At 66.6% G+C, this 3,456-nt stretch carries 4 protein-coding genes; 1 reads left to right on the top strand and 3 read right to left on the bottom strand.

Annotated features, from left to right (window positions below; genetic code table 11):
- From VN856_RS21215 to crcB (VN856_RS21205), 3 genes are all read right to left on the bottom strand, one after another.
- Positions 1 to 1,006 (bottom strand): DUF190 domain-containing protein (locus VN856_RS21215; RefSeq protein ID WP_325692605.1); only part of this gene is annotated, 1,006 nt, incomplete at its 3' end.
- On the bottom strand, positions 1,003 to 1,359 hold the full coding sequence (gene crcB, locus VN856_RS21210) for a fluoride efflux transporter CrcB (protein ID WP_325692604.1): 357 nt from the start codon (positions 1,357 to 1,359) through the stop codon (positions 1,003 to 1,005). The genes crcB (VN856_RS21210) and VN856_RS21215, both read right to left, overlap by 4 nt.
- The gene (gene crcB, locus VN856_RS21205) at positions 1,359 to 1,829 is read right to left on the bottom strand and encodes a fluoride efflux transporter CrcB (protein WP_325692603.1); all 471 of its coding nucleotides are present in this window, start codon (positions 1,827 to 1,829) and stop codon (positions 1,359 to 1,361) included. The genes crcB (VN856_RS21210) and crcB (VN856_RS21205) overlap by 1 nt, the downstream gene beginning before the upstream one ends.
- On the opposite strand from crcB (VN856_RS21205), the gene pgm reads away from it, so the two are divergent.
- Positions 1,828 to 3,456 (top strand): phosphoglucomutase (alpha-D-glucose-1,6-bisphosphate-dependent) (gene pgm / locus VN856_RS21200; RefSeq protein ID WP_325692602.1); only part of this gene is annotated, 1,629 nt, incomplete at its 3' end. The two genes, crcB (VN856_RS21205) and pgm, sit on opposite strands and share 2 nt — an antisense overlap.

Genomic DNA, 3,456 nt, shown 5'->3' with positions numbered 1-3,456 from the left:
AGGTGACCAATCCGTGGTCTGCGGTCAACTCGTCGACGATGTCGAAGCTGCGCGCAATCCACTCCGGGGTGTCGATGATGATCGTCACCACGGGCATACGTCGGGTCAGCTGAAAAAGCTTGTCGCCGTGCGGTTCATGGTCGCCGTGGAATCCCCAGATACCGCGCAGCACGGTCGCGCCGCGGGCCAGCCCGGATTCCAACAGCTCATGCACGAGCGCACGGTGGATCGGCACACCGCGGTGACCGGTCGCTTCGCTGGTGTGCACCATCAGCTTCTGCCACAGCGGCCGTCCCTGATTGTCAGTCTCCGGCAGTCGATGCGGCCGCCCGAACAACTCGCCGCCCCGTTTGCATAACCGCACCCGTTCGACGGTCAGCAACGCCCGCGGTGCGACGGCGCTGAGCTCGGCGACCACCGTGGAGACCTGCGCCGCGGTCCCGACCGAGATGATCATCAGCGGGACGTTGACATTGCGGCTGAAGAAGGCAGCCCGATACCGTTCGCCGTGCGCAGTGCCGTCCACACCCAAAAAGACTGCGCCACCGGAGAATCCCCGTCGATGCAGTAGATCGCACACCGCGCGGAAAGCGGCCGACCCGGCGATGCGTTCCTGGCGGCCCACATAGACCGTGAGTTTGACCGCGTCGTCGGCGCCGACGTCGAGCAGGTCATCGCCGCTGACCAGGCGGGCGCGCTCGAGCGTGACCATACCGTGACCGGTCATCGCGACCACCTCGTCGACCAGGGCGCTGATCTTCGACTCGACGTCGACCGCGGCGATCGCCACCGGCGGGTCCTCGGACAGGCTCAGCGACTCGTCGGTGCGCAGCACATGGCGCGGCCCGAAACTCGCGATGCCGCGCAGCATCACGCTGGCCGCGACTTCGCGGGTGTCGAACAGATCGAGCATCGCGTCGGCCAAAAAGCCGGGCCGGCGCACACCGGTGACGGCCCGTTGGCGTTCGCCGAAGTAGGTGGTCAGCTTCAGGGAAGGCTGGTTCATAACCGTCCTGCGATCCATTGCCCGAATAGCGCCGCGCCGATACCCAACACGATGCTGACGACGATATTGGCGACCGCGTTGACGACCTGGCGCTCTTCGCTGAGCCGCTGGGTTTCCAGCATCCAGGTCGAAAACGTGGTGTACGAGCCGACGAAGGCAGTGCCGGCGAGCAACGCGGTGTCGCGACTCAATGCCAGGCTGCCGAGCAGTCCGAGGAGTGCGGCTCCGCTGATATTGACCGCCAGGGTTCCGAAGGGGAACGACCGGGCGGCCCGGTGAGCGACCGCGCGGTCCACCACAAACCGCAGCACGGCTCCAACGCCGCCGGCCAGCACCACCCCGAGCCAGATCATCAGCGCACCGGCACCCGGCGAACCAGGGCAGTGGCGAGATACACGGCAAGGAACCCGAAAACGATGCTGGCGCAGGTGTATCCAGCCGCCAGGCCGTAGTGGTGATGCTCGATCATCTTGAGCGTCTCGACCTGCATTGTCGAGAAGGTGGTCAGACCACCGCACAACCCGGTTCCAAGCAGCGGCCGGCGGTAACTCGACAGCGGCAACCGCTCCAGCAACCGCGTCGTGAAGTAACCCACCAGGAAGGCGCCGACGATGTTGACCGTGAACGTCGGCCAGGGCCAGCGCCCCGGGTCGGCTGCCACCAGAAGGCTCAGTCCGGTGCGCGCCACGGTGCCCAGCGCACCGCCAGCGAACACCGCGGCCAATTCCCGGTAGTCCTGCGGGAACGGAGAGTTGGCCACTCGTCGAAATCCCTTCGGTTGCAGGGCGTGCTCAGGCAGCTTATTCGGCAGAATCGAGGACATGGTGGCCCACCCACGCGCCGGTCAGCCGGCCCAGCCCGAAGACCTCGTTGATCTGCCTCACCTGGTCACGTCCTACTACGCGATAAAACCGGATCCCGAGGACGTCGCCCAACAGGTGGCGTTCGGAACGTCGGGGCACCGCGGCTCGGCGCTGAACGGGGCGTTCAACGAGGCGCACATCGTGGCCATCACCCAGGCCATCGTCGAATACCGCGCCGCGCACGGCACCACCGGACCGCTGTTCGTCGGCCGGGACACGCACGGCCTCTCGGAGCCCGCATGGGTGTCGGCGATCGAGGTGCTCGCCGCCAACGACGTCGTCACGGCCGTTGACTCGGCCGACCGCTACACGCCGACTCCGGCGGTCAGCCACGCGATCCTCACCTACAACCGCGGCCGCAACGATGGACTGGCCGACGGGATCGTGGTGACGCCGTCGCACAACCCGCCCTATGACGGCGGCTTCAAGTACAACCCGCCCAACGGCGGTCCCGCCGACACCGACGCAACCAACGCAATCGCCGAGCGTGCCAACGAGATTCTCCGCAACGGCGAGACGGTGAAGCGGGTGCCGCTGGCCCGCGCGCTGCAAACCGTCCAACGGCATGACTACATGGACGCCTACGTCGACGACCTGCCGAACGTGGTCGACGTCGACATCATCCGCAAGGCGGGGATCCGGATCGGCGCCGATCCGCTCGGCGGGGCCAGCGTCGACTACTGGGCCGCGATCGCCGAGCGGCACAGCCTCGAGCTGACCGTCGTCAATCCGCTGGTTGACGCGACATGGCGGTTCATGACGCTCGATCACGACGGCAAGATCCGGATGGACTGCAGCTCGCCGGACGCAATGGCATCGCTGATCGCCAACCGCGATCACTACCAGATCGCCTCCGGCAACGACGCCGACTCAGACCGTCACGGCATCGTCACCCCCGACGCCGGGCTGATGAACCCGAACCACTACCTGGCGGTGGCGATCGACTACCTGTACACGCATCGGCCGTCGTGGCCCGACGGCGTCGCGGTTGGTAAGACCGCGGTCAGCTCGTCGATCATCGACCGAGCGGTCGCAGGGCTCGGACGCAAGCTGGTCGAGGTACCGGTCGGGTTCAAGTGGTTCGTCGACGGTCTGATCGGCGGCACCATCGGCTTCGGCGGCGAGGAATCCGCCGGGGCGTCGTTCCTGCGCCGCGACGGATCGGTGTGGACCACCGACAAGGACGGCATCATCCTGGCGTTGCTGGCCAGCGAGATTCTCGCCGTCACCGGCGTCACGCCGTCGCAGCGCTATCACGAGCTGACCGAGAAATACGGCGCCCCGCTGTACGCGCGGATCGACGCACCGGCCGACCGTGAGCAAAAGGCGCGGCTGGCGAAGCTGTCGCCTGACCAGGTCACCGCCACTGAGCTGGCCGGGGAGCAGATCACGGCAAAGCTGACCACGGCGCCGGGCAACGGCGCGCCGCTGGGCGGTTTGAAGGTGACGACAGCCAATGCCTGGTTCGCCGCCCGGCCGTCGGGCACCGAAGACGTGTACAAGATTTACGCCGAATCGTTTAGTGGGTCTGATCACTTAGCCGAGGTTCAGCGTGAAGCGCAGGAGGTTGTGGATACAGTCATCGGG

This window comes from Mycobacterium sp. (assembly GCF_035603715.1).
Taxonomy (GTDB): Bacteria; Actinomycetota; Actinomycetes; order Mycobacteriales; family Mycobacteriaceae; genus Mycobacterium.
The sequence above is the reverse complement of the archived record's forward strand: the minus strand, read 5'-3'. Positions and strand labels throughout refer to the sequence as shown.

Coding starts and splice junctions, on each gene's coding strand:
- crcB (WP_325692604.1), bottom strand. CDS start 1,359: ATGATCTGGCTCGGGGTGGTGCTGGCCGGCGGCGTTGGAGCCGTGCTG.
- crcB (WP_325692603.1), bottom strand. CDS start 1,829: ATGTCCTCGATTCTGCCGAATAAGCTGCCTGAGCACGCCCTGCAACCG.